At 35.1% G+C, this 24,620-nt stretch carries 19 protein-coding genes; 4 read left to right on the forward strand and 15 right to left on the reverse strand.

Features of this window, described 5'->3' with window-relative positions:
* Positions 1 to 210: 210 nt before the first annotated feature.
* The 3 genes from tpx to GHC26_RS12715 form a co-directional block, all read right to left on the reverse strand.
* Positions 211 to 708 (reverse strand): thiol peroxidase, encoded by a 498-nt coding sequence (gene tpx / locus GHC26_RS12705; protein WP_163971652.1) that lies wholly within the window; start codon positions 706 to 708, stop codon positions 211 to 213.
* Positions 709 to 792: 84 nt separating this feature from the next.
* Positions 793 to 1,242: a GerW family sporulation protein gene (gene ytfJ, locus GHC26_RS12710; RefSeq protein WP_163971653.1), complete on the reverse strand. Its 450-nt coding sequence runs from the start codon at positions 1,240 to 1,242 to the stop codon at positions 793 to 795.
* A gap of 13 nt (positions 1,243 to 1,255) precedes the next feature.
* The gene (locus GHC26_RS12715) at positions 1,256 to 1,861 is read right to left on the reverse strand and encodes a DUF2953 domain-containing protein (RefSeq protein WP_163971654.1); all 606 of its coding nucleotides are present in this window, start codon (positions 1,859 to 1,861) and stop codon (positions 1,256 to 1,258) included.
* Positions 1,862 to 2,006: 145 nt separating this feature from the next.
* Here GHC26_RS12715 and GHC26_RS12720 point away from each other — a divergent pair, with 145 nt between their 5' ends.
* Positions 2,007 to 2,807 carry an NAD kinase gene (locus tag GHC26_RS12720; RefSeq protein ID WP_163971655.1) on the forward strand — a complete coding sequence of 267 codons (801 nt, stop codon included), beginning with the start codon at positions 2,007 to 2,009 and terminating at the stop codon, positions 2,805 to 2,807.
* A 137-nt stretch (positions 2,808 to 2,944) separates the two neighbouring features.
* On the opposite strand, the gene GHC26_RS12725 is transcribed toward GHC26_RS12720, so the two are convergent.
* The 6 genes from GHC26_RS12725 to refZ form a co-directional block, all read right to left on the reverse strand.
* Entirely contained in the window at positions 2,945 to 4,555 is a 1,611-nt protein-coding gene (locus GHC26_RS12725) for an amidohydrolase (protein ID WP_163971656.1), read from the reverse strand.
* Between the two features lie 138 nt (positions 4,556 to 4,693).
* Positions 4,694 to 4,903: an alpha/beta-type small acid-soluble spore protein gene (locus GHC26_RS12730; RefSeq protein WP_163971657.1), complete on the reverse strand. Its 210-nt coding sequence runs from the start codon at positions 4,901 to 4,903 to the stop codon at positions 4,694 to 4,696.
* Positions 4,904 to 5,031: 128 nt separating this feature from the next.
* Positions 5,032 to 6,234: a tRNA uracil 4-sulfurtransferase ThiI gene (thiI, locus tag GHC26_RS12735; RefSeq protein WP_163971658.1), complete on the reverse strand. Its 1,203-nt coding sequence runs from the start codon at positions 6,232 to 6,234 to the stop codon at positions 5,032 to 5,034.
* A gap of 6 nt (positions 6,235 to 6,240) precedes the next feature.
* Complete coding sequence (locus GHC26_RS12740; RefSeq protein WP_163971659.1) at positions 6,241 to 7,377, reverse strand: cysteine desulfurase family protein; 1,137 nt, start codon at positions 7,375 to 7,377, stop codon at positions 6,241 to 6,243.
* 385 nt (positions 7,378 to 7,762) lie between these two features.
* Positions 7,763 to 9,454, reverse strand: a complete 1,692-nt coding sequence (ezrA, locus tag GHC26_RS12745) for a septation ring formation regulator EzrA (RefSeq protein ID WP_163971660.1) — start codon at positions 9,452 to 9,454, stop codon at positions 7,763 to 7,765.
* A gap of 223 nt (positions 9,455 to 9,677) precedes the next feature.
* Complete coding sequence (gene refZ, locus GHC26_RS12750) at positions 9,678 to 10,325, reverse strand: forespore capture DNA-binding protein RefZ (protein ID WP_226376938.1); 648 nt, start codon at positions 10,323 to 10,325, stop codon at positions 9,678 to 9,680.
* Positions 10,326 to 10,400: 75 nt separating this feature from the next.
* Here refZ and GHC26_RS12755 point away from each other — a divergent pair, with 75 nt between their 5' ends.
* Entirely contained in the window at positions 10,401 to 10,892 is a 492-nt protein-coding gene (locus GHC26_RS12755) for a GAF domain-containing protein (RefSeq protein WP_163971661.1), read from the forward strand.
* Positions 10,893 to 11,028: 136 nt separating this feature from the next.
* Here the strand turns inward: GHC26_RS12755 and GHC26_RS12760 are convergent, their stop codons facing one another.
* A complete protein-coding gene (locus GHC26_RS12760; RefSeq protein WP_163971662.1) occupies positions 11,029 to 12,894 on the reverse strand; it encodes a sensor domain-containing diguanylate cyclase in 1,866 nt (621 codons plus the stop codon).
* A gap of 400 nt (positions 12,895 to 13,294) precedes the next feature.
* On the opposite strand from GHC26_RS12760, the gene rpsD reads away from it, so the two are divergent.
* Complete coding sequence (gene rpsD / locus GHC26_RS12765; protein ID WP_163971663.1) at positions 13,295 to 13,897, forward strand: 30S ribosomal protein S4; 603 nt, start codon at positions 13,295 to 13,297, stop codon at positions 13,895 to 13,897.
* 367 nt (positions 13,898 to 14,264) lie between these two features.
* Here rpsD and GHC26_RS12770 read toward each other — a convergent pair whose 3' ends face one another.
* From GHC26_RS12770 to tyrS, 5 genes are all read right to left on the reverse strand, one after another.
* On the reverse strand, positions 14,265 to 14,816 hold the full coding sequence (locus GHC26_RS12770) for a CueP family metal-binding protein (protein WP_163971664.1): 552 nt from the start codon (positions 14,814 to 14,816) through the stop codon (positions 14,265 to 14,267).
* A gap of 351 nt (positions 14,817 to 15,167) precedes the next feature.
* Positions 15,168 to 15,332 (reverse strand): sporulation histidine kinase inhibitor Sda, encoded by a 165-nt coding sequence (gene sda, locus GHC26_RS12775; RefSeq protein WP_163971665.1) that lies wholly within the window; start codon positions 15,330 to 15,332, stop codon positions 15,168 to 15,170.
* A 471-nt stretch (positions 15,333 to 15,803) separates the two neighbouring features.
* Entirely contained in the window at positions 15,804 to 17,504 is a 1,701-nt protein-coding gene (locus GHC26_RS12780; protein ID WP_163971666.1) for a putative bifunctional diguanylate cyclase/phosphodiesterase, read from the reverse strand.
* Positions 17,505 to 17,805: 301 nt separating this feature from the next.
* On the reverse strand, positions 17,806 to 18,591 hold the full coding sequence (codY, locus tag GHC26_RS12785; RefSeq protein ID WP_163971667.1) for a GTP-sensing pleiotropic transcriptional regulator CodY: 786 nt from the start codon (positions 18,589 to 18,591) through the stop codon (positions 17,806 to 17,808).
* A gap of 532 nt (positions 18,592 to 19,123) precedes the next feature.
* The gene (gene tyrS, locus GHC26_RS12790) at positions 19,124 to 20,395 is read right to left on the reverse strand and encodes a tyrosine--tRNA ligase (RefSeq protein WP_163971668.1); all 1,272 of its coding nucleotides are present in this window, start codon (positions 20,393 to 20,395) and stop codon (positions 19,124 to 19,126) included.
* Positions 20,396 to 20,827: 432 nt separating this feature from the next.
* Here tyrS and GHC26_RS12795 point away from each other — a divergent pair, with 432 nt between their 5' ends.
* Positions 20,828 to 23,845 carry a transglycosylase domain-containing protein gene (locus tag GHC26_RS12795; RefSeq protein ID WP_163971669.1) on the forward strand — a complete coding sequence of 1,006 codons (3,018 nt, stop codon included), beginning with the start codon at positions 20,828 to 20,830 and terminating at the stop codon, positions 23,843 to 23,845.
* The last annotated feature ends 775 nt before the right edge of the window (positions 23,846 to 24,620 follow it).

A 24,620-nucleotide genomic window follows, 5' to 3' on the forward strand; every position in this document is an offset into this window, starting at 1 on the left:
AATCGCACGAAAGCCTACGGATATGGTGTTCGGCTTAAGTTCACAATTGAAGCGCTTAAGTTCACAATTTATTGGCTCAAGCTCAGCATGCAAAGCACTTAAGTTCACAACTTAGCCGCTCAAGCATAGTATGTAAAGCGCTCCACTTCACCGTTATTTGTAAAAACAGTAAAATCTCCCCCATTTATAAACGGGAGAGATAGATATGTCTTATTTAGCTGCTTTTGCTGCTTCTAATGCCTTGTCATAATCAGGGTGATTAGTGTTTTCCGAAACATATTCAACATAGGTTACTTCATCATTTGAATCTACAACGAATATGGATCTTGATAGTAGTCGCATTTCTTTAATAAGTACACCATACTTTTCACCAAAATCAGCATCACGATGATCGGATAATAACTCCAAGTTCTTTACTCCATTCACTTCACGCCAACGCTTTTGCGCGAAAGGTAAGTCCATACTAATGGTTATCACTTGGACATCAATTTGTTCTGCTTCATCATTAAATCGTTGTGTTTGTTTAGAACATACACCTGTATCAACGGAGGGAACGACACTTATCAATTTTACTTTGCCTTTATAATCATCAAGCGTCACTTCTTGAAGATCATTTGATAAGACAGAGAAATTTGGTGCCTTATCCCCTACCTTCACTTCACTTCCAACTAATGTGACTGGATCTTGATTGAATGTAACATTGGCCATATGAATTCATTCCTCCTAGAAATATTTGTTAATCTTATAGAAAACATTATGAAGAATAACATATCATATGTCCAATGATAGGTATTATATATCATAATTGGTCTTCTCTTCTTTTCCTTTCCATTTCCTACCCTTTCCTTCTTTACCCTCTTTATCAAAATTTGTATCCTTTAATATTTCCTGTATCTTTTCTACTGCTTTTGGAGCAACTTCCAGCATTTTTTCATAAATATGTGTATTCTCATTTAAGTGTACCATCTTAACACCTTGTTCACTCACAATTAAAAACGCGATTGGTGTAACCGATACACCACCACCGCTTCCTCCACCGAATGGTAATGTTTCATCACTTGAGTTACTTGCACTAAACTCACTACCACCTGCTGCAAAGCCAAATCCGAGCTTAGAAACGGGAATGATGACACTTCCATCTGGTGATTCGACTGGATCCCCTATAATTGTATTCACATCAATCATTTCTTTTAGGTTTTCCATCGCCGTTGTCATTAACCCTTGTATCGGATGTTCTTCCATCATTATCCTCCTTTTACATTGCTAACTTTTCTTTAGCTGGAATACTGCGTATCATTTTATAGAGCGCACGAATAGCTTTTCCTAATCGAATCGAAACCATGCATTTCATTCGAGAATGAAAGTATTCTTGTTGAAAATATGGTACAACCGAGATAGTTGGCTTATTAAGCAAATTGCTTTTTTCAATAACTACTCCCAGAATTAAGCCTTTTATTGTCCAAATTCCTCCTGTTGTGATCCCTGTAGAAGCAGCATCACCAGTGCCGATATGTGTCTCCCATTCAAGCTGGTGAACAAACGTATTAGCCACTAAATATTGAAATAAAATATCTTTTGTTTCAACATACAACTTTGCCATATATTGTAATTGGTGGTATATAAAGCGTAACTTCTCTAAGAAAGATTTTTCCTCTATTTCCTCTAATAATCCAATATCTTGTTGTTCTTTAAAATCAATGTTCGTTTGCAATATAGGTATCTTATAAAGCAATACTCTTAGAGATAACCAACTTCTTTCCTTATCATAGATACTATGTATGGATATGGTTAAGGTCGAAAATAATAAAATGATAATAAGAATAAGGATGACTAACACAACACCAATAAGTATCCATACCATACGAAATGCTCCTTCATTATTTTAACTATGTTCCTAGTTTTTGCAAAAATGGCCTTTTTAAACATACTTTTCCTAAACATGGAAGATAGAATCAATAGGTGATAAAATATTTTTATAATACTTCGATGTGGAGGCACTGATATATATGACAGAACGGCGAAATATTTACTTTTATTATCCAAACGATCCAGAAGTAAAAGAGAAACTAGAACCATTAATGAAAGTAGCAAGGGAGAATGATTTTCATATCGTGGAGGATGATAAAAACGCCAATATCATTGTAAGTGTTGGCGGAGATGGGACCTTCCTTCAAGCGGTACGGAACACAGGATTCAGGCAAGATTGTTTATATACTGGCCTCACCTATTCTGATGAAGCTGGCTTATATTGTGATTTTAATATGGATGACTTTAATGATTTATTACACATCATCGAACATGCCGAAAAAGAAGTGCGACGCTTCCCTGTAATTGATGTCGAAATTAATGGGGAAAGGACATTTCATTGCTTAAATGAAGTAAGTATAAGATCTACTATTATTAAAACAATAGCAATTGATGTCTATATTGACGATATGCATTTTGAAACATTCCGTGGGGATGGCCTAATCGTAGCTACCCCAACAGGAAGTACAGGCTATAACAAATCAACCTTAGGTGCTGTGGTAGATCCAAAAATTCCTTGCTTCCAAGTTAGTGAGCTTGCATCATTAAATAACAATCGCTACCGCACATTAGGGTCTTCCTTTATTTTAAATAAAGACCGCAAATTAACATTAGATGTTATCCAAGATGGGAATGACTATCCAGTTGTAGGTCTGGATAACGAAGCCTATTCAATCCGTAACATTAAACAAATTGCTGTTTCCTTGAGTAACAAAGAAGTTAAGACAGTTAAACTCAAACATAATTCATATTGGGATCGAGTAAAACGGACATTTCTATAGTAAAAATAATAATTATGTTAGGCTCTTTTCGCATACTTTGTTGTTTTCTATGACGTATAATCTATGCATGACGTGACGTTTCATACCTGATAGCAACAATCTTTTAGAAAACAGCCTTATGATAAAAACTCCTGTCATTAGATACGACAGGAGTTTTTATCATAAGCAACAGTTCCATCTACAATCGTCATTTCTACGCCGATTTCATGGATGTGTTCTGGATCAACTTGAAAAATATCTTGATCTAAAATGGTAAAGTCTGCTGTATAGCCAGTTTTTAACATGCCACGCTTTGCTTCTTGATTGATGGCATATGCACTCCCTTTTGTATATAAACTAACAGCCTCATATGTCGATAGCTTCTCTTTCTCCAAATAAGTAATCCCATCAATGGAGGATCTTCGTAAAACAGCTGCCTGTATCCCAAGCAAAGGGTTAACTTCTTCAATCGGGGCATCTGAACCTCCAGCACAATGTAATCCATTGTCTAGCATGGTTTTCCAAGCATAGGCATACTTCATTCGATGTTCACCTACACGTTCAATAACCCAAGGGAAATCAGATGATACAAATGTTGGTTGAATATCAATCACTACATTTAGTTTCTTTAACCGTTCTAAGGCTTCTTTATTTAGAATTTGCCCATGTATGATCCGATCTCGTAAACCATTTTTTAATGGATATTGTTCAAGAACTTCCGCAACTTCCAAAACAGCACGATCCCCTATTACATGAAGTGCAACAGGTAAATCATGAGCTCTAGCATGCTTTACAATTTCGATTAGATTATCCGTTTGATGAATGGCCACACCCCTATTTCCTTTATCATCAGAATATTCTTCTGTTAACCAGGCAGTCCGGCCACCTAATGCACCATCTGCAAAAATCTTCACTGCACCAAGTTCAACATAGTCTGAACCCTCTCCATAGCCTAAACCTTCTTCTAGCATGTCATCTAATACATTATGTTGAACAAGTAAATGTGCTTTAAACTTCTTCGTAATACCATCTATAGCATCTAAATAAGCGTGATACGTTTCTCTAAACGTCCCATACCGATTTAAATCCTCTGTATGTCCACCTACCAGTCCTTTGGCTAAAAGATCTTTAATCGCTTTTTCAATCACCTTTTTTTGTTGGTCTTGTGATACAGCTGGCATTGCCTGTTGAATGTAGGATTGAGCCGTATCCAGAAAATAGCCTGTCGATTCCCCATGATCATCTCGAACAATTACCCCACCTTGAGGATTAGGTGTATCATTATCAATACCAGCTAATTCAATTGCCAATGAATTAGCGATTAAAGCGTGTCGACAAATCCGTGTTAAGACAATAGGGTTGTTTGGTGCTATTTCATCTAACTCTTTTTTATGAATAATGGAAGGTTCTTTATCTACCCACTGATTTTCATTCCAGCCTTCTCCAAATAGCCATTCACCTTTTGCTAAATTTGCGGAACGATCTTTTAAAGCATCTTTTATTTCTTCGCGAGAGGTCATTTGTGACAGATCTAATCGTAATAACTTCTCCCCATGACCCATGATATGTAAATGAGCATCAACAAAACCAGGTAACATTGTTTTCCCTTGTAAATCATGGACTTGATCAATCTTTTCAGAAAAATCGCTATACAGCCCTTCATATGTTCCTACTGCCATAATCGTATTACCCTCTGTAAAAACTGCTTCTGCTCGTTCTCCCTCTTCTCCCATGGTGTAAATCTTACCACCGTACCATAATTCCCCCATAATTCTTTCCTCCATCCGTACATTAGCTCATAAAATTACTTCCATTATATAGAATAATTCCATATATGAAAAGACCTAAATCTAAAACGAGCTACTCCAAAAAATGGAGTAGCTCGAAGCCATTATCTTATTTTATTGTTATTGTTGTTGTCCGCCAAATTGTTGCTCAGCTACCTGAACAAGACGTTTAGTGATTTCTCCACCAACAGAACCGTTGGAACGAGAAGTTGAATCTGCACCAAGTTGAACACCAAACTCTTGAGCAATCTCAGTCTTCATTTGGTCTAATGCTTGTTGAGCTCCAGGCACTACCAACTGATTTGAATTGTTGGAGTTGTTGTTTGCCATGATGTCTCACCTCCCTTGGTACTAACTATGATGTGTAGCATAGGGAAGAATCATTCACTTTTTTTTATTGGAATTTGTTGTTAAATCCCGTCAAGCCTATCATGCTGGAAATGAGGGAAGATCATTTTTTATAAAAGATCATCAAATTCAGTAGTAGTTGCTGCATCATCTGTTAATTCAATTACTTCTATACCGTTAATTGCCTCTTCTAATGAAGAAGAAAAATCATGTTGTCCCTCAAACTGATTCACTTTTTCTCGTCTTGGTCGTGTTTTAGGAGATTTCGGTACAAATACAGTACAGCAATCCTCATATGGTCTAATCGATATGTTGTACGTATTAATTTGATGCGAAATTTTGATGATATCGTCTTTATCCATCGCAACTAATGGCCGGATGATAGGGTAATTTGTCACTTCATTAATCGTATTCATACTCTCCATTGTCTGACTAGCAACTTGACCTAAACTTTCACCTGTTGTCATGGACAAAATGGATTCTTGTTTACATACTGCTTCACTAATACGAAACATCATTCGCCTCATAATAGTCATGGCATATGCTTCTGGCATTTCTCTAAAAATTTCTTGTTGTAACTTTGTAAACGGGACAACATGAACACGAACTTTCTTCCCGTATTGTGTTAATTGCTCTGCTAAATCTAAAACCTTTTGTTTCGCACGTTCACTCGTAAATGGTGGGGAATGGAAATGTATTGCTTCAATTTCCACACCTCGTTTCATCGCCAAATATCCAGCAACAGGGCTATCAATCCCACCTGATAATAATAGTAAGGATTTACCTGCTGTCCCCACAGGAAGACCGCCTAACCCTGGACGAACACTAGAAGTAATATACGTTGCCTCAGTTCGAATTTCTACTTTAATTTCTACATCTGGATGATGCACATCAACGGTATATCCTTCTGTATTCGATAATAAATGTCCACCAAGTACTTTATTCATATCTTGTGAACGAATTGGGAAGTCTTTATCAATCCGCTTCACTGTAATTTTAAACGTTTTTACATCATCTGCATTTATTAAAGCGAACAACGCTGCCTCTTTGATCGCCTCTTCCTCATTTTCCATCTTAATTGCTAAACTAAGGCTTTGAATACCAAATACTTGTTGGCACTTATCCATTACCTCATCGGGATCATGACCATTTAACAGGACAAACATTCTTCCTTGTGTCCGCTTCACCTTTACATTTGGAAAGGCCTTTAATTTATGTCGGATATTTTCTTGTAGCTTTGTAATAAATTGTTTTCTGTTTTTTCCCTTTAATGCTATTTCTCCATAGCGTATTAAAATATGATCATATTGCATTTTTATCTACTCCATTACTTCTTTTAATTCCATTATTGCATTTTTTAAAACTTGGACAAATGTATCAAGCTCTTCTTTTGTTGTCTCATATCCAAAACTAACACGTAATGCAGCTGTTGTTCGTTTTTTATCATGTCCACAGGCTGCTAATACATGACTTTCATCCAAATTTTTTGAAGAACATGCTGAACGTGTAGAAATGTAAATTTCATGTTTTCCTAGCATATGAATGATTACTTCTGGTTTTAATCCAGGTACAGAAAAGTTCATAATATGTGGTGCAGCTTCTCTAGGTGTATTTACTACAACCTTAGCCATTTCTTCCAATTGACTTCTTAAATATTGTTGTAATTGGTACATTTCATCGATCATTAATTCCTTTTCTTTCACTAAACGAAGTGCTTTAACCATTGACACAATACCAGCTAAATTTTCAGTTCCCGAACGAATCGAGTTTTCTTGACCGCCACCGTGTAACAAAGAAAATAGTGTTGTTCCTTTTTGAACATATAAAATTCCTGTTCCTTTTAATCCATGAATTTTATGTGCAGATATACTACACAAATTAATTCCTTCATGCTGCAAATCTAAATGTACTTTCCCGACTCCTTGTACATTATCTACATGAAAAAATAGTTTTGGATACCTTTTAGCAATATCAGCAATGGCTTTAATTGGCTGTATTGAACCTAATTCATTATTAACATGCATAATACTTATTAAAATTGTATCCGGCCGAATTGCCTGTTCGACGTCTGTTACAGACACAACACCATTCTCATCAACGGGTAAATAGGTTACATCAAATCCTAACGTTTCTAGTGATTCACAAGCTTCGATAATGGATGGATGTTCAATTTGTGTTGTGATGATATGTTTTCCTCTCGACTGGTGTTGAAGTGCAATTCCTTTAATTGCCATATTATTGCCTTCAGTTCCTCCAGACGTAAAGACAATTTCCTCTTTTAATACATTTAATAGCTGAGCAGCTTGTTCTCTTGCTTTTAACAGTAGTTTCTCTGCTTCTCCTCCAAATTGGTGTATACTGGAGGGATTTGAAAAAAACCGCTCTGAAACTTCTTGAAAGCTTTTTAAAACGGACGGATATGGTTTGGTTGTTGCACTATTATCTAAATAAATCATGGTAAAAACTCCTTACAAAGGTCAATTATCGATTAGGCTGTTTTAAAGATATTAGCATGAACCTTCATGAATAGTTGATAGATAATGCATCTTAACTTACCGTTCAAGCAGAACACTTCGCTTTCACCACGGGCACAAGTGCGACATCTGTTCAACCTTATGCACCTGGTGAAAGCGACTGTCCGTAGCGGAAATCAACTACACTTTTTAAAGACGCATCGTATACACACCTCAACATTAATAAAACTACAAAAACTACAAAGTAGAAAAAAACATCGTTTAATACTAATCAGTTTAAAAAAGAATGGAGGCTGACTCAAGAAATAGGATTTTACCGTTACTTCCTTTTCCAGAGACAGCCTCTCTTTAGTCCATCCTTCACCCTTTAATTGACAACAGCTTGATGTTCCTCTACACGTTTTAATGCACCAGGTTCAATTTCTTCGATTGCCTTTGCAGCCTTTTCTAATGCTAATTCATATTCATAATCACGAAATAATTGTTCCGATTCCTCTAGCTTTGCTGCTAGTAATGGGTATTGACTACGATAGCGGTTCGCATATTGTATCACCTGCTCTGTTAAGAAGGCTTGTTCCAACATGGTCTCTGATTGTTTTGTCACATGTTCCACAGCTTTATTTGCTTCTTCTAATGCGTGTTGTACTGCCGTAATGTCTAATGGGTGTTTTTCTAATGATTGCAGGACTTTATTGTTTGTTTCAATCGCTGTATCCATTAAATCCCATATAAAATTTGGAACACCAGGAATGTTACTTTTGTTTAATTGACGATGAACGCGTTGAATTTGGTCTTTCATTTTCGTTAATGTTTCTCTAGCTTCTAATTCATCTTTTCGCAGGCTTCGTATCGTTTCTTTAAATGCTTCGTGTTTATCTTGTAATTCTTTCACTTGTTCAAAGCCCTTTTCTATTTTCTCACGTAAATCAGAATGTGGCGTTTTATCATCTTCCATCTCAGAAGCCATTTCATTTAGTTGCTGACTTAATTGAGAAATTGTTTTTTCTAATGTTAAATACTGTTCCATATCCCGATCTTCAAAGTAATAAGAGCGCTGCAATGTTTCCACTTCTGTTTTCGTTTCACTGAAATCTTGATCTAATTCTTGGAGTAAATGACGATAACTAGGAATTTGTTTTTCCATATAATTTTTGGCAATAGCTTCTTTTTCTAATAATTGGTACATTTCCTTCATTCTATCCTCAATTTCCGTTATAACTCCTTTTGCCTCCGATAAATCTCCATTATGTAAGCTTTGAACACAATCTAATAATCGTCTTTGGTAGCCTTGAATCTCTTTTTCAAAACCTAAATGTTCAACACGGTAACCGTCTGCTTTCATTTCTTTAATCCCAGCAAAAATATCATCTAATTGAGCTGGTAACTCCTGTTTACATGATTTATAAATAGCAGGGAAGTCAGCTATCTGTTCTTCCAGGACTTCTAGGTCCGTTTTTACTTTTTCCACTAAATCATGGGCCTCTATATAATTCCCTTCTTGAACTAATAAGCGGTATTGTGCTAGTTGTTCTTCTAGTTCCTCTATTTCTACTTCAAATCGGACGTCTGCTTTTCCGTATTGATAGCGATTTTGAACAATTTGCTTACGAAGTTCCTTTAAAATAGGCTGAATTTCCTCTACTTCTTTTCGACTTGATTCCTCTGATTCAAGTAACTCATCCAATTGTTTAAGCATTTCTTCAATATCTTTTTCAATTCGTTCCAATATCTGTTCTGTTTTCCGTAAAGTCTTTTTTGCACTTGAAAAGCGATAACGATCTGCTGCTTCTTCTGCATCGAATAAGTATTCTTCTATATCAGGAAGTTCTTTTGTAATGATATACTCCCAGCTTTCTTTCCATGATTCAAATTTCTCTTGGGTTTCTCCAGCTAAATTCAAATTTTTAATTCGGGCAATTTGGGACGCAATATCTCGGTTCATTATATCCATTTTCCAGCCTTCTAATCGATCAACTGTGTCATATACGCGTTTACGTAAAATTAAACCAACTATAATTAATGTAATAATGACTAATATACCGCCAATAATGTATTCCATATGTAAAGCCTCCCAGTATATTCCTATCGAAAGAGGATGTAATTCCGATCATTTTTTAAAAATCCTGCTCATTTTAATATTTACATTAATGATACCATGTCTCAAGCATTTTTGGATAAAAAAATGCAAATTAATTGCTAATTTGACATATTTTTTGTGTTAAGATGAGAGAAAAAGAAAATGGAGGCATCAACAGTACCCATCTGATGATTGATTTACAGGTTTAATAAGAGGAAATAATAAAATCGATCCATTTGTTGATGATGTTATCGTATTTTTGTGCAAATTGTTGATGGGAATAAGAATCCATTGCTTGATTTTTCCATTCATTTTGTAATACATACGGTGTTATTAACATACCTTTTAATTGCATAAAAAGAAACTGCCGTTCTGTCTCACTTATTTTTTCAGGTAATACTGCAAAAAAGGTATTACTTATATAATGGTTTTCCTTTGCTAAATAGGTAACAGTTACCTCACGTACAAAAATAGAGTCAAGCGAAAGCTCTCGATGAATAAAACAAGAGAATTGATGATTGGACTGTTTGTACTGTATAATTGTTGAAATTAGCTTTTTAAATTTAGTTAAAGCAGACATCGCTTCCGTTTCCTTTAAGACATTCTCAATAGCTTCTAAATATGCCTCATAATATTGTGTAACAGCATATTCAAGCAAACCCTGCTTGTTTTTAAAGTAGTAGCTGATTAACGAAACATTAACAGAGGCCTTTTCTGAAATATCACGAACGGAAGTACCATGAAAGCCTTTTTGAAAAAATAATACAGAAGCTGCATCAAGGACCTTTTGTTTAGATGGGGTTGGGTTCATAGCATTCAACTCCTTATTATTTATTTTACGACAAAATTTCATTGAATCCTGCATTTTTTTCTCGACAAATATTTTAGCTTTTGTCGAAAAACAAACACCATAGGGGGAATATATAAAATGTTTCAAGTCGAAAACTATTCTGGAAAAAAAACCGATGATTATAAGTTATTATTAAAGCAATTAGAGGCACTAAGTGAAGGAGAAACAGACAACACTGCACTCTTGGCTAATGCATCTGCACTTTTGAACCAATTTCTTGGCCAAGTTAACTGGGTAGGCTTTTATATATGGAAAGATAATGAATTAGTACTAGGACCATTTCAAGGATTACCCGCATGTATACGAATCCCTTACGGAAAAGGGGTATGTGGTACAGCAATAAAAGAACAGCGTACACAACGAATTAAGGATGTGCATCAATTTCCAGGCCATATTGCCTGTGACAGTGCAAGCAACTCTGAAATTGTCATACCGCTTATTATAAACAATGAAATATATGGAGTGCTTGATATCGATAGCCCTATTACAGATCGATTTGATGAAATTGATCAAGATTATTTAGAAAAATTTGCAGCTATTTTGATATCCTACATTGAAAATAAAGCCTAACTCATTCGGTGGGGGCGACGCACAGGACGTGCTAGTGCTGGCGTTTCGATTGACGTGCCATTCTTAGTAAGCCCACCAGTTAACACGTGATAATAATAGAAAAGGTATTGTGACTATCACAATACCTTTCTTTATGTTAAGACGTATAACGTATCCTATTTTCACGAACAACACAATTCTTCCCTTGCTTTTTGGCTTCATATAAGGCCTGATCAGCACGAATAAACAAATCTGTCACAGACTCTCTTTTACTTGAGTGCCATGTAGAGACACCACTAGATAAGGTGATTTTCGGATTTGTGAAGTTAACAGCCTTTTTCCTTATTTTATTCGCTAATTGAACACCCTTTTCAAGGGGTGCATTAGGCAAATAAATTGCTAATTCCTCTCCACCCCAACGAGCGGGTATATCCTTATTTCCTAAATATAGCTTTATGATTTGTGCGACTTGGACAATTACTTCATCCCCAACATGGTGACCATGTACGTCATTTATTTTTTTAAAGTCATCAATATCAATTAGTACTAATGTACCTAACTCACCTGTTTTAATGTCTTTACTAATCTTCTCGTCTAAGTAATTTCTGGAATAAAGTTTTGTTAAATAATCTGTAATAACTGCTTGCTGTAATTGTTCTTTTAAAATCGTATTTGACAATGCCAAAGTAGAATGGTGAACCAACGATTGCATGAGCTTAAAGTTTTCAAAAGAAAAGAAGTATTCCATCTCATGCATAATCACTACCATACCGTGAATAGCACCTGTTTGGATCATTGGGATTGCCATGATCGAACGATATGGGACAGGCTTCGGAGTATTTGTTAAGTTTCCACTAAATAAGGCTTCTCCTGATTCATTAACTTTCGTGAGCATATATCCAACGAAATCTTTTCCATCGTTTGTTAGAAAAAACGAAGTACTACCAGATAAAATATCAAATGGTTGACCTGAGGATTCATTGTAATAAATAAACCCTACTTCACTTGCTTTACACGTATTCATAATTTGATTTTTAACAATCGATGTAATTTCGGACAACTGTAAATTTGAGTTCAATTTATGTGTTGCATCGTTAATTAATTTAAGATCATCCACAAGTCTAATCGAATGCTGGTACAAGGAAGCCATTTCAATAGCGTGTCCGACAATAGCCGAAAATGTATTAATATATCCTAGTTCTTCTTCTGAAAAAATTGTTATTTGGGGTGTTATCATTTGTAGAATACCATAAATACCTTGGCTACCTATTAGTGGCACATATAAATATGTCCTATTTTCCATTAGTCTATCTTCACATTGTAACTCACCTGTAATAAATGCTTGTGATCCAGCTCTTTTCGTAGCATCATCACTGTATTCTATTTTTTTAATAGGCAATGTATGATCCGCCTCATAATCTTGTGATAATAAAAGATAATGAGAATAGGTTGGATAGCGATTATTTAAAACATGAATGGTCTCATGTAAAATATCTTTTTTATCATGTTTTTTATAAAAATGCATTGCAAGTTTTAATAGGGACTGATTTTGCTCTTCCTTCTCATCCTTTTTCTTATAAGTAGTGATAATTTGTACTAATTTTGTTGTTTCTACTTCAATCATTTCCACGATCTCTTTCGTTAGGAAAGGATTTCTATTATCATATGTAATCGCAATAAAACCAGATGATAATATATCAATTGGTATGATATACGTATTCAAATCCTGTCCCGAATCTTTTATAATAGGATTCGACTCGTTGTTATAATGAACAATATCATTCCCAAGATGCAATGTTACATGTGGCCGAAACCTTTCATCTTGGTTTGGATTTATTAGTATCATGTACTTTTTAGTTACGTTATCATATGCATAAATGGTCACAAGGGAAGTCTCTAAATATTGATTTAATTGATTAGTTATCTCTTGTAACAGATCAGCATATGTTTTTTGCTGCATATTCGCAATTAAATCAAAATAAAAGCCTCTTAATGTATCCTGTAATTGACTTCGATCTATCATTTTATCACCTATTAAATGGATATTTCCTTGCTAGACATTAATAAAAAGTGTATCTATAACTATTATATAGGAACTAGTGACATTTTCCTATATAAAACATAAAAAAGTTGCACGAAAGTATTATTTATTCCTAAATATTAGCTTAAAGGATGTAAAAGTAAAATTAAATTAAATGGATTGGTTGACTTCTATCTCTATAACTTATATACTATTCCTTGTGTAAAATAAAAGCGGCCTATGTGGACCGCCGATTGTACTCATTTTGTTCCTCTAACATATAAAGAGGTGTATCGTGTAACTCTCTGCTGCTGGAGCGATGGTACATGAAAACAAAATGGACAACGGAAAGGAACACGCTCATTTATTTTATGCAAATAAAATAAGAAGGAGGAAATGTCTAATGGCTCGATATACAGGATCTGTCTGGAAAAAGTCACGCCGACTTGGCATTTCACTAACTGGAACTGGTAAGGAACTTGATAAACGTCCTTACGCTCCTGGTCAGCATGGACCTAATCAACGTAAAAAAATGTCTGAATATGGTCTACAGCTTCAGGAAAAACAAAAACTACGCTTCATGTACGGATTGAATGAACGTCAATTCCGTAATCTATTTGATCAAGCGGGTAACATGAAAGGGGTTCATGGTGAAAACTTCATGACTCTACTTGAATCTCGCCTTGATAACATCGTTTACCGCCTTGGTTTAGCACGTACTCGCAGACAAGCACGCCAGCTTGTAAACCATGGTCACATTACTGTAGATGGCAAACGTGTAGATATCCCATCTTTCCGCGTAAAACCTGGTCAAACAATTGGTTTACGTGAAAAATCTCAAAACCTAGATATTATTAAAGAGGCAATTGAAGTGAATAACTTTGTGCCTGAATATCTAACATTTGATGAAGATAAAATGGAAGGTAGTTATACACGTTATCCTGAACGTTCTGAGCTTCCAGCAGAAATTAACGAAGCACTTATCGTTGAGTTCTACTCTCGTTAATAAGTTTGCTTTGGATAATGTTCATATTAATAAATCCTCAAAACCTTTACATATAAGGAATTTGAGGGTTTATTTTTTATTTTACGACACTTTGATCTACTATATTTAGTAAGTTCTTTACATAATTTGTGATTTCCTAACAACGGCACTAATATTTTTGCTTCGGATAGTTGCTTGTGAAAGGTGAATTATGAAATGATAAGTGGTCTCGATTCACTTTTGGCTGAATTTGAGACTCGATTGTTCATTGACAATGAATCCCGTGCGAATGCACCATCTCCAGATCTCTCCAAAGCAAATAAAAATGCCCATGAAACAAGATTTCATAGGCCGTAGAATACATATTTAGTAAGTATAAAAGTTTCACTTAGACAATTTCATCTGTTAACTGAATTGTTGTAACACAAGTATTGTCTCCTTCAAATGTAGAAATTTGGGATTCTGCTATTTTTCCGTCATTTGAAATTGTAACATTATATGTTTTGTCACGAGGTAACCACAGATCAATAAACCCGTTTGCTTCAGATTGCAATTTGTCATCAACTACAATATTGCCTTCTTCATCTTCAATATACACATCGAATTCCTCTTCTGCCATTTCACCTTGACAACCAGTTAGGCTATGGATCTCACATGGATGTGTTTCATTCACAAATGGTGCAATAGATACAAAAAATTCATCTTCTGGTAATGGATAGGCTTCTTCTGTGTCATCACTTTCTGTTACGATCAATTCCTCAGACGTGATTGAAGCACTCTCAGCTTGTCTTTCACCTAAGGAATAATCTTTTACTAACTCTTTAATATTTTGTGCTTCTTCTTGATTTTGAACAGGCGTATTATCATTGTCGTTTATTACAAATATTGTTACAGCTGCAACAATAATGATTCCTACAATCAATATAAACTTTTTATTCATCTTTTTTCAACCCCCATAGTACTCATATTATTCTCGTATATCATACCATAGAATAGCCTTTAAACTTCGAAACTGTATACAAAGTTCACATAAAATATTTATTTTATTATTCTTTATATACTAACCCAATTATTCTTCACAGCTAACAATGCAGCATTGAGAAATAAGTACCATTAAGGACATCCTTATATGCTCGGTCTTGTCGCTCGTTTTTATTGACATACATTCACATCCCTTTGAACATTTTTCCTAAGTCAACTACCTGTAACAAGAAAAGACAGTCCAAATGGAACTGCCAATTATTATGAACTGCTACTAGAATCATAATTTAGTAGGTTGGCTGTCTTAGTGTCAGACAACCTTTTTATTAATTTCATCAATCCATGACAATTCTTCGTCTTTGAAACTTCGTTTATTCATTTCTTCCACTATAAGTTGAACAAATACTTTCCCTAACCCTACCTCTATTGCTTTTTTATAAGTATCAATTAGTAATGCATTAGAACACTTGTCCATTATAAGAATCCCCCCAGCACTTACCTATACATTATTATTAAGCTATTTTTTTATAGCAACTGAAATTCAATTATGTAGTCTTATCCCAAACCTGTTTCCCAAAGCTCTTAACCATGAATAGTAAATCGTTTTATATCTGTTTCCAGTTCTTCTACCATTTTGGCTGAACTTTCAATTGCGTTTACTTATTTCATCTACTGTTGCTGTCTGTTGTTAAGCAGATGAAGAAACCTCCTCGAATGAAGCAGATGTTTCTTCCCTAATCGATGTAATACTTTCAAACATGGTTTGTACTTGAAATGAATTATCTTGAATATTATTTAAAATTGCAAGTCTTGTGCATTTGCTTCTGTTTCCTTTATTTACTTCACAATATGATGTAACTTTCTTCCAATAACACTATATATCCCATCTTTCTATGGGGTTTAGTCTATAAGGGGTTTCCCTATAAATAAGGTAATAACATTTAAATTAAACTTCTAATATATAGTTATTTGCTTTTTGAGCAGGAAGTGGTTTACTCAAGTAAAATCCTTGAATCTCATTACAATTATGTGATTCCAAAAATAGGAGTTGTTCTTTTTGCTCAACCCCTTCAGCTACTACAGTTAAATTTAAGTTATGTGCTAAGTTTATAATTGCTTTTACAATTATTTGGTCATCATGATCAGTAAGCATATCCCGTATGAAAGAGCGGTCAATCTTCAATCGATCAAGGGATAATTTTTTTAGATAACTCAAAGAAGAGTAGTGTTTTCCAAAATCATCTAAAGAAACTTTAACACCAATAGAATTTAACTTTTTGATATTGAATAACGTGCGCTCTGTATTCTCCATGATCACGCTTTCTGTCACTTCTAATTCTAAATAATATGGATCCAAACCAGCACTAGTTAGCGCATCTTGTACTGTTTCAATCAAAAATTTCTGCTGAAACTGAAGCATCGATAAATTAACTGCAATCTTAACGGGGTTATACCCTTGATCTTGCCATTTTTTACATTGTAAACATGCATTTCGTAGCACCCATTGATCAATTTGAGTAATCATACCTGTCTCTTCAGCTAATGGTATAAAAGTACCTGGTGAAACCATTCCTTTAACTGGATGATTCCATCTAATCAATACTTCAAACCCTATTATTTCTTTTGTTTCTAGACAAAGCTGGGGTTGGTAGTATAATATAAATTCCTCATTTTTTATGGCACTACGCAAATCACTAGCCAACATTAGTTTTTCAAATGATTCTTGATCGATATGTTTTTGATAAAATACATACGTGTTTTTCCCATTTTGTTTTGCTTCATACATTGCAGAATCCGCATGTTTAACTAAGGTTTCTTTATCTTTACCATCATCTGGAAAAATACTAACACCAATACTAGGAGTAATATACAACTCATAATTATTTACACAAAAAGACTGTTCAAATTGACTCATCATTTCGTTAATTAGAGCAATACATTCTGATTTTTGCTTCATACCCTTAAGAAGAATAATAAATTCATCTCCACCATAACGAGTGATAAATGCCTTATTACGAATAGCTGCCTTTAACCGTTCGGCAGATTCTTTTAATATGTCATCCCCAATACTGTGACCCAATGTATCATTAACTTCTTTAAACCGATCCAAATCCAGAAAAATAATGGCGAATTTCTGTTCAGGGTTACTTGTTTCATTCATGACTCGATCTAACTCCTGATAAAAATAATTTCGATTAGGTAACAGGGTTAGATCATCGTGCAATGCTTGGAATTTTATTTGTTCCTCTAATTTTTTCTTATCCGTAATATCAGTAAATATCGAAATATGGTTTGTGATTTTACCTTGTTCATCTCTTAATACATAGATCGTTATCTCTTCTAAAAATAATTCACCATTTTTTCGTTTATTCCAAATTTCGCCCCTCCACATGTTGTGATGACGAATACTATGCCACATTTTTTTATAGAAGTTTCTGTCATGGTGACCAGAACTAAGAATATTGGGGTTCCTACCAAATATTTCCTCTTCTGTATATCCTGTTAGCTTTGTAAAAGCTGGATTAACATAGATTATTTGATTGTTTTCATTAGTAACACTCATTGCATGTGACATCCTATGAAATGCTTTAGCTAAAATTTCCTTTTTTCTTTTAGAAGAACTTTGTCGAAAACCTTTATTAACCATATTATCCTACCTTTATAAATGATTTTATTATATTACAAATTATTACAAAATTTAACAACTATTGCTATAGGGTAAAACCCTATTTTAACCGTATAAAACATGTGGAAGTTAAAAAGGCAGAAAATCTACATAGCTATTTTTATATTCAATTATCGTAGGTCTAGTAATTTGTGATGAAAAAAATACACACGCTATTTTAAATAACGTGTGCATACATATTCCTTGATAGAACAGAATCAGTTATACTGTTATGTCAAATTGTAGTGCCTTCTACTATTATGAATGTAAACTTACTTATAAACTAAATACTATGGTGCTTAAGCTTGTTTAACTCATCAAGGAATCGGTCATTTAATACCTTTATATAGGTTCCTTTCATTCCTAATGAACGAGAATCAATGACACCTGCACTTTCAAGTTTTCGTAATGCATTAACAATAACGGATCGGGTAATTCCAGCACGATCTGCTACTTTTGAAGCAACAAGTAAACCTTCTTTCCCACCTAATTCTTCAAAAATATATTCGATTGCTTCTAGTTCACTAAATGAAAGAGAGTTAATTGCCATTTGCACAATTGTATGATTACGAATATCTCGTTCTTTTTCTTCTGATATTTCTCGCAGCATCTCCATTCCGACTACAGTTGCTCCATATTCAGCAAGAATCAAATCATCACTTAAAAATGACTTTTCTAAATGGGCAATAACCAAGGTACCAAGCCTATCCCCGCCACCAATTATAGGGACAATCGTTGTTAACCGATTTTGGAATAGTTCTTTGTTTTCTACCGGAAATGCTGTCAGCTCATGTTCAATATCCAAGTTTGCGGTTGTTTCGTATATTTTTAACAGACCTTCAGTGTAACTTTCAGGAAAATGTCGTTCTTGCAACATTCGTTTCACTCGATCATTGTCTATTTGCTCGATAATCGCATAACCAATTAATTCACCACTTTTGCTCACGATAAAAATATTTGCATTGATCACTTCTCTTAATGTTTCTGCTATTTGTTTAAAATCTACCGAGTTGCCATTTGTATTTTGAAGCATTGCATTAATTTTTCTAGCTCTTGTGAGTAAATCCATCTACTATCCCTCCGACTTTCGTTTCCAAAACAAGGCATTACTTATCATTAAAATCTTAAGATAGTTTTCTGTTATTTTCAATAAATTTCGCATAATTACACATTTTTTACATAATTTTACGTTATTTTTACAAAGAGAAGCAGAAAGAAAGGTCTTTTCACATACTTTGTTGTTTTCTTACGTCGCAGTATCTATATAATGCGTCATAAATTGCGATGACAGGTGGAGCGATTACCCGTTCTAGAAATATACTACGCTTTCCGCGGACTCCCACGAGCCTCCTGGTGTAGCCCACACTGCGGGGACTCTTAGGCTCGTTGAAGCGTTGTCCGAGGTAAAGAAGACACTGAGAAAACGTAAAGTTTGAACAGATGTCGCACTTATGCCTGTGGTGAAAGGCGACTGTCCAAAACGGAAATCAATGGCGCAATTTTAAGACGCATAATCTATCAACTATTCATTGAAATTCATACTGAAAAAAGCCACAATTTAAAAATAGCCGTAAGAAAAAAGGTGAGCAAATGCTCACCTTTTACTGAAAACGGACTAAGAAATATTTTTTCTTTCCACGTCGGATAATTGTAAACTCATCTTCAATTCGATCTGATTTATCGACAACATAGTGTAGATCTTGCTGTCTTTCACCATTAATATAAATTGCTCCATTCTTTATATCTTCTCTCGCCTGTCTTTTAGAAGGTGAGATAGATGCACTAACCAATAAATCGATCAATCCAAACTCCTCTTTTGGTGTTACATATGTTGGTACATCTTTGAAACCTTGTTTAATATCACTAATAGATAACTGTTTTAAATCCCCGCTAAATAAGGATTCCGTAATTTTTTGTGCTTGCTGCAATGCTTCCTCACTATGAACAAGTCTTGTCATTTCCTCTGCTAAACGTATTTGTGCAACACGTTTTTCTGGTTGTGTATCCACTTCTTGTTGGAGCTCTTCTAATTCATCAGCAGATAAAAATGTAAAGTAACGTAAAAACTTCATCACATCTCTATCATCCGTATTTACCCAAAATTGATAAAACTCATATGGAGATGTTTTCTCAGGGTCTAACCAAACAGCTCCCCCTGCTGTTTTACCGAATTTTGTTCCATCCGCTTTTGTAATTAATGGGACTGTTAAACCAAATACATTAATTTCTTCTTCAGCATCTTCTCGTGACCGACGAATCAGTTCCATCCCTGCAGTAATATTACCCCACTGGTCACTACCGCCAATCTGCATGGTACAATTTTCTTGTTCATATAACTTAAGAAAATCAAGAGATTGTAAAATCATATAACTAAATTCAGTAAAAGAAATCCCCTGTTCAATACGTGCAGATACGGATTCTTTTGCTAACATATAATTAATACCAAAGTGCTTACCTGCATCGCGTAAGAAATCAATGACTGTCATGCGTCCTAACCAGTCATGATTATTTCTTGCAACCGCTGCATTGTCACCTGAATCAAAATTTAGTAATTTAGCTAACTGGTCCTTTATCTTATTACTGTACTCCTTAACAACTTCTGCTTCATTTAATGAACGTTCGCTTGACCGACCACTTGGATCACCAATCATACCTGTACCGCCACCAATTAAGGCAATTGGTTTATGACCAGCTTTCTGGAATCGTTTGAGCATAATAATTGGTAATAAATGACCAATATGCAAGCTATCCGCTGTAGGATCAAAGCCACAGTACAAGGTTACTTGATTAGTTGATAGATGCTTCCGTAATCCATCGTCATCTGTTGTTTGTTGGACCAATCCTCTATTTTGTAAGTCTTGTAAAATATCCATTAATGTCACACTCCATTACAGTTTATAAAGACAAACTCATTCAGTGGGGGTTTTCTTTCATCCCCACTAAATGTTAGTTGAACGTATCTCATTTTACTGGCAGTTATCCCCCACTTACACTTCCTTGAAACGCGAAGTCTTGAAGTGGGGGGCTTCCTGTCAGTTAAGGCGATAAATAAAAAAACTCATCCTAATATATAAAGGATAAGATAAACATATTGTTACCATCCTCATTATAGGCAATTGCGCTTTCAAAAACTTAACTACTGAAATATATTCAATCCAACTCCACAATCCACTGTACTATTCAATTTATCTCATTTTATATACATATCATAGTTTTATAAATAACGCAATAAAATGTATACTTCCTATACTCCCAATCCCCTTCTTATGCTATAATAAGGTTGGATTTTTAGGAGGTATTATATAGTGGATTATAAAGAATTATTTCATAAATACAAGGAGAAAGGAAAAGACCTGTGGCAAACGGGTAAAATACAACGCTACAGTCGAATTACATATGATGTCCTTTGGAATGTCATTCTTTTCTTTCTTGTCATCGGTTTTATTGGTGTATTCTTTGCTGGTGGAATTGGGATGGGGTATTTTGCTTCTCTTGTAAAAGAGGAACCAATACGTTCCTATGAAAGTATGGAGAAAGATATTTATAATTATGAAGAAACATCGAAATTATACTTTGCTGATAATAACTATTTTGGGGATGTTCGGTCAGATTTGCATAGAGAAGAAACCACACTAGATAATATTTCAGATACACTGATCGATGCAGTTATTGCTACAGAAGATGAATATTTTGAAGAACATAATGGAATAGTCCCAAAAGCAATTGTTCGTGCTGTTGTGCAAGAGGCTACCAACGCAGAAATGAAATCCGGTGGTAGTACATTAACGCAACAACTTATTAAAAATCAAATATTAACGAATGAAGTATCCTTTGAACGGAAAGCAAAGGAAATCTTACTAGCTATGAGATTAGAACGATTTTTCGAAAAGGATCAAATTCTAGAAGCCTATTTGAACATTGTTCCATATGGTAGAGAAGCATCTGGTCAAAATATCGCTGGGATTCAAACAGCAGCACAAGGTATTTTTGGAATTGATGCAAAGAATGTCAATTTAGCACAGGCAGCATATTTGGCTGGACTACCACAAAGTCCTTCCCGCTATACACCATTTGCAAATGGGGGCGGATTAAAGGATGAAGAAGGGTTACAACCAGGTATTAATCGGATGAAAACAGTGTTAAATCGTATGTTAGAAGCAGGATATATTAACCAAGAAGAGTATGAAGAAGCAATAAACTATGATATTGTAGCTGATTTCACCGAAGAATCTACCTCCCCTGTTGAGGAATATCCATATGTAATGCATGAAGCAGAAAAACGAGCAATTAATATAATTGCAGATATGCTTGCCGAAGAAGATGGCTATACTCGAGAGGACCTTGAAGAAGATGAGGTTCTTAAAGAGGAATACGAAATTCTAGCAGAACGGGATATACGTAGAAACGGTTATAATGTCCATACTACAATTGATAAAGAAATATATGATACGTTTCAGGAAATTGTAAAGGAATATGAGTATTTTGGACCAGATTGGACTGGCGACGTTGAAAATCCAGAGACAGGTGAAATGGAGGAAACAACACTCCCAATACGAACTGGCGGCATGCTGATTGAAAACAGTACTGGAAGAATAATCAGTTTTGTCGGAGGAAGGGATTATGAAGACAGTGAGATAAACTATGCAACACAGGCAACCCGTTCAAATGGAAGTACGATGAAACCATTACTAAGTTATGGACCAGGAATGGAAGCAGGTGTTGTTCAACCAGGTACACCAATTGCTGATGTAAAGGAAGTCATTCATTACCCTGGTGGATCTTGGGATCTCAGTAACTATGGGGGTGGTAACTACGGGATTGTTTCGGCTCGCACAGCCCTTGCTAATTCTTATAATATACCAGCTGGTAAAGTCTATTTAGAAATTATGAATGATAACCCAGTTGAACAATATTTAGAAAAAATGGGAATTACGTCTTTAGAGGAAAATGAATATGCCAATCCATCCCTATCTATTGGTGGTACGAAACATGGGGTTACAGTTGAAGAAAATACAAATGCCTTTGCATCGTTTTCTAATGGTGGACAATTCGTAGATGCATACATGATTGAAAAAATTACAACAAACGAAGGAGAAACCGTTTACGAGCATGAAAGTGATCCTGTTGATGTATTTAGTCCGCAGACAGCATATCTGACATTAGATTTAATGCGGGATGTCATCAGAAGGGGTACAGGAACTTATTTGAATTCTCAATTAGCACATACAGGTGTTGATTGGGCTGGTAAAACAGGAACATCTCAAGATTATAAGGATGCCTGGTTTGTTGCTACCAATCCAAATGTTACCTTTGGGACTTGGATTGGTTATGACCTAGAAAAATCAATTCGTTGTTCTAATTGTTCCTTAAGCTACAGTCAACGTAATATTAAACTTTGGGCTGAACTCATTAATGCAGCAACAGATATAAATCCTGATCTTTTCGCACCACAAGAAAACTTTGAACGACCAAGTGGTATTGTAGAAAGAAGCTATTGCCAGATATCAGGGATGCTTCCATCCGATTTATGTCAGGAAGCTGGTCTAGTTGCTACAGATCTCTTTAATGAAAAATTTGTACCAACAAAAGAAGATGATAGTTTAATCCGTGGGACATATGTATTGGTTGATGGTAAAGCGGTTGTTGCTGGTCCTAACACACCAGCAGAATTTACAGATGGAGATGGCTTGACATTTAACCCTGAATTTCTCGAACGAATGGGTTACGATAAATATAATGATATTTCCGTGTTGTTCCCACGTACAAACCGAGAAGCTTGGGAAAATATAAGTGTTCCAAGTGAAGAACTTGGCGCAACCCTTGAAGATGATGGGGATGGCCCAGCTGAGCCATCATCTGTCAGACATTCAAATAGTACATTATCATGGGGCCAATCAAGTAGTAATGATGTCGTAGGATATCGAATTTTCCGTGCAGATCAACGTGATGGCGATTTTGAATTGATTGGAAATACAACAGGTACATCCTATTCTGTACCAAATCGAAATGCGATTTATCATGTGAAGGCCGTCGATTATTTTGGGTTAGAATCTTCCCCGTCCAATGCAGTAGTTGTCGGAGAATTATCATCAGATAATGACAATAATAATGATGATGAAGATGACCGTAGGAATAACAATGGTAATAAAAATAATAATAATAACGAAAACAATAATAATGGCAATGGTAATAATGGTAATCAAAGCAATGATGGAAATAGCCAAAGTGAAGACAAAGAAGAAGAAGAAAATGAAAACCCTGAGAATGAAAATGATAAATCAGATAAAAATGAAGAATCTGAGCAAAAAAATAATGATAATTAATTAAAAAGGGGGACTACCTCTAAGTAGTTCCGTTATTGCAGAGAAAAATCAAAAAAGCAATAGAAATAACAATATAAATCACAAAGCTTTGGGAGGTTTTAAATAACCTCCCTTTTGTATGGAAAATCATCTAGTTTTAATATAGCTTTTAAACGAATAGTAAATTAGTCATTTATGCAGGATAAGCGTGTTTCTATGTTAAAATTTATAAAGTGAAACTCATTCAGTAGGGGTTTTGCGACGCACAGGACGTGCTAGTGCCGACGTTGGCGATTGACGTGGCGTTTTTAGTCGGCCTTCATCCCCTACTGAATGTTAGTTGAACGAATTAGGACTTTACTGGCAGTTATCCCCCACTTACACTTCTTTGCTAATATATTTAGTTGTATGCGATTTTATTTTAGACCAAAAAACCATTGAAGTCAGATATCTGATTTATTATCTTTTGGCAGTATTCTTTATTTGTATCTTTATTGGACCTGCGATTATAAAAAGGAAATAATATTTTTTCAGGTGGTTATGATTGTTTAGAAAAACTCGCATTCGCTCGTCCTTTAGCGAATGTGTTAGTTTTTCTTATACTTGGGACATTAAAATTTTAGCAACGTCGAGTCTACTTCTTAGCTAAAACTTTCCTAACGTGGAACAAAAGCTAGAAGCGCCTTGATTACCCCCGATTAGAAAACTTGGCTTGTCGCCAAGTGGTGACAAGCCTTAGTTGCACTTATGCAGTAAGAAGGTTTTTCTTATCTGCCAAGCATAAGCCAAGCCTCGA

Origin of the sequence: Oceanobacillus halotolerans (genome assembly GCF_010993955.1) — a bacterium.
Taxonomy (GTDB): domain Bacteria; phylum Bacillota; class Bacilli; order Bacillales; family Amphibacillaceae; genus Oceanibacillus_A; species Oceanibacillus_A halotolerans.

Bases quoted from the DNA above. Each gene is read 5' to 3' on its own strand.
- GHC26_RS12780 (WP_163971666.1), bottom strand. From the start codon at position 17,504: ATGGTTAATAAAGGTTTTCGACAAAGTTCTTCTAAAAGAAAAAAGGAA.
- tpx (WP_163971652.1), bottom strand. From the start codon at position 708: ATGGCCAATGTTACATTCAATCAAGATCCAGTCACATTAGTTGGAAGT.
- GHC26_RS12770 (WP_163971664.1), bottom strand. From the start codon at position 14,816: ATGAATAAAAAGTTTATATTGATTGTAGGAATCATTATTGTTGCAGCT.
- GHC26_RS12740 (WP_163971659.1), bottom strand. From the start codon at position 7,377: ATGATTTATTTAGATAATAGTGCAACAACCAAACCATATCCGTCCGTT.
- sda (WP_163971665.1), bottom strand. From the start codon at position 15,332: ATGGACAAGTGTTCTAATGCATTACTAATTGATACTTATAAAAAAGCA.
- GHC26_RS12720 (WP_163971655.1), top strand. From the start codon at position 2,007: ATGACAGAACGGCGAAATATTTACTTTTATTATCCAAACGATCCAGAA.
- ytfJ (WP_163971653.1), bottom strand. From the start codon at position 1,242: ATGGAAGAACATCCGATACAAGGGTTAATGACAACGGCGATGGAAAAC.
- GHC26_RS12755 (WP_163971661.1), top strand. From the start codon at position 10,401: ATGTTTCAAGTCGAAAACTATTCTGGAAAAAAAACCGATGATTATAAG.
- rpsD (WP_163971663.1), top strand. From the start codon at position 13,295: ATGGCTCGATATACAGGATCTGTCTGGAAAAAGTCACGCCGACTTGGC.
- GHC26_RS12760 (WP_163971662.1), bottom strand. From the start codon at position 12,894: ATGATAGATCGAAGTCAATTACAGGATACATTAAGAGGCTTTTATTTT.
- thiI (WP_163971658.1), bottom strand. From the start codon at position 6,234: ATGCAATATGATCATATTTTAATACGCTATGGAGAAATAGCATTAAAG.
- tyrS (WP_163971668.1), bottom strand. From the start codon at position 20,395: ATGGATATTTTACAAGACTTACAAAATAGAGGATTGGTCCAACAAACA.
- ezrA (WP_163971660.1), bottom strand. From the start codon at position 9,454: ATGGAATACATTATTGGCGGTATATTAGTCATTATTACATTAATTATA.
- GHC26_RS12715 (WP_163971654.1), bottom strand. From the start codon at position 1,861: ATGGTATGGATACTTATTGGTGTTGTGTTAGTCATCCTTATTCTTATT.
- GHC26_RS12730 (WP_163971657.1), bottom strand. From the start codon at position 4,903: ATGGCAAACAACAACTCCAACAATTCAAATCAGTTGGTAGTGCCTGGA.
- codY (WP_163971667.1), bottom strand. From the start codon at position 18,591: ATGGATTTACTCACAAGAGCTAGAAAAATTAATGCAATGCTTCAAAAT.
- GHC26_RS12725 (WP_163971656.1), bottom strand. From the start codon at position 4,555: ATGGGGGAATTATGGTACGGTGGTAAGATTTACACCATGGGAGAAGAG.
- refZ (WP_226376938.1), bottom strand. From the start codon at position 10,325: ATGAAATTTTGTCGTAAAATAAATAATAAGGAGTTGAATGCTATGAAC.